A 2,156-nucleotide genomic window follows, 5' to 3' on the forward strand; every position below is an offset into this window, starting at 1 on the left:
ATCTTCGACAAAAGCGGAAAACAATCTGCCTGACAACAGCACGAAATACGGGTGAATCCTAATGACCGGTTAGGTTTTACTGAAAGGTGGTCTTCCGCGTTGTGAAAGGCCGCCTTTTGTGTTGCAATATGTTGTCTTTCATAATGCGGGAGACGGCATGTCGCAATGTCGGCCTTAAGGCGTTGCAAGACTCTCTGCCTCAATTGTTTACGTGCGGCGTTGCGTGCCGCCGCATGAAAAAACGTCCCCGCCCCCCCCTCAACATATCCAATTTTATCGACAGGCTATCGTGTTGATCTAGCCTTCGAGGAAGGCCTTGTAGGCTTCGGCGGTGGCGAGGATGTCCACGCAGCTGGCCAGTTCGAAGGGGCTGTGCATGGAGAGCAGGGCCGGGCCGCAGTCGATGACCTGCATGCCGTAGGCGGCCAGGAAGAGGGCCACGGTACCGCCGCCGCCCACGTCCACCTTGCCCAGTTCGGCGGGCTGCCAGGGGATGTTGCGGGCATTGAACAGGCCGCGCACATAGCCGTAGAACTCGGCGTCGGCGTCGCTGGCGCCGTATTTGCCGCCGGAGCCAGAATATTTGGAGCAGACGGGGCCGTGGCCCAGCTGGGCGGCGTTCTGCTTTTCGTGGACTTCGGGGAAGTCGGGGTCGAAGGCGGCGTCCACGTCGGCGGACAGGGCGCGGGCATTGAGCAGCACCTGCGAGACCGGGATGCCGGGGGCCCAGGCGCGGGCCAGGTCCTCGAAGCAGTATTGCAGGAAGCGCGAGGCCGCGCCGGTGGCGCCGTCGGAGCCGATCTCTTCCTTGTCCCAGAACATGACGGCCATGTTGGGGCAGAGGCGGTTGCTGTTCCTGGCGTTGAGCAGGGCTTCCAGCGCGGTGAAGACGCAGATGCGGTCGTCCTGGCCGTAGCCGCCCACCAGGGCCTTGTCGAAGCCCACATAGGCGGCGGGGCCTGCGGGCACGGCCTGGAGTTCGGCGGTGACGAGGTCTTCCTCGCGGATGCCGTACTTGGCGTTGAGCAGCTCCAGCACATGCTGCTTGATGGGGTCCTTGAGCTCCTTGTTCTTGGCGGCGGCGGGAGAGGGGCTGTGGCCGAGGATGATGTTCAGCTTTTCGGCGTCAAAGACATCGGCCAGGGTCTGGCCGTTCTGTTTGCGGGCCAGGTGGGGCAGCAGGTCGGCGATGGTGAAGACGGGTTCCCCGGCTTTTTCGCCAAGGGCCACGCTGATGCTCTTGCCGTTTTCCAGCACCACCACGCCGTGCAGGGCAAGGGGCCGGGCCAGCCACTGGTATTTGCGGATGCCGCCGTAGTAGTGGGTCTTGGCCTGGGCCACGCCGGGCTGTTCCAGCAGCGGGCGCTGCTTGAAGTCCAGTCGGGGGCTGTCGGCATGGGCGGCGATGAGGTGCACGCCCTTTTGCAGCGGGATCTTGCCCTTGCGGGCGGCGAAGATGGCCTTGCCGCGCAGGTTGCGGAACACGGCGTTCTTTTTGAAGTCATCGCTGAAGCCGGCTTCCAGCAGGCGCTGCTGCACATAGGCCACGGTCTCGCGTTCGGTCTTGCACTTGCTGATGAAATCCATGTAGCGCCGGACCAGGGCGTCCATCTGGCGTTTCTGGGTGGCGGTGGTGTAGACGTCCCAGGCATTGCGGGGGGCGTAGTCAAGGGAGGGGGTGTCTGTTTTTTTCATGGGCTATCCTTTGGCAGCGCTTCCGGCGCTGCTGTTTCATGGAGCGGGCCGCCGGGCGCGTCCGTCTTCCATCCGTCCGTGCGTCATCCGTCCGGGAGCAGCCGGGGAGACGCCGGGATGGCGCAGTCCGCATGCCGGGGCGGGCCCTGTCCTTATCCGTCCGTGCGTTCCGTCAGCAGCTGCCTGAGGACAGCCGTCAGGCGGGGCGGGTCGGCGGGCAGGAGGGTGCGCGGGTCCAGGCAGAAGTGCTTGTCTTCCAGACGGCCCAGCACCGGCGGCGCGGTGTCCAGCAGGGCCTGCTTGAGGGCCGTGGCGCTCATGGTGGCGGGCTCCAGACAGACCAGGGTGGTGGGCAGGTCCCGTTCCGGGAAGGCGCCGCCGCCCACGCGCGAGACGTCGGGACGCAGGCTGATCCGGCAGGCCGGGCCCAGGGCGCGGCGCAAGCGGGCGGCCAGCGCGCG

1 protein-coding gene and 1 pseudogene are annotated in these 2,156 nt (G+C 65.5%); both read right to left on the reverse strand.

Going from position 1 to position 2,156, the window contains the following annotated elements:
• Window positions 1–297: 297 nt before the first annotated feature.
• A complete protein-coding gene (locus Q1X76_RS10070) occupies window positions 298–1,695 on the reverse strand; it encodes an aminopeptidase (RefSeq protein WP_300719768.1) in 1,398 nt (465 codons plus the stop codon).
• Window positions 1,696–1,847: 152 nt separating this feature from the next.
• Window positions 1,848–2,156: pseudogene (locus tag Q1X76_RS10075) on the reverse strand (L-seryl-tRNA(Sec) selenium transferase); the annotation flags it as partial.

It is taken from the genome of uncultured Desulfovibrio sp., from assembly GCF_949282365.1.
Taxonomy (GTDB): domain Bacteria; phylum Desulfobacterota; class Desulfovibrionia; order Desulfovibrionales; family Desulfovibrionaceae; genus Desulfovibrio.

Coding starts and splice junctions, on each gene's coding strand:
- Q1X76_RS10070 (WP_300719768.1), bottom strand. CDS start 1,695: ATGAAAAAAACAGACACCCCCTCCCTTGACTACGCCCCCCGCAATGCC.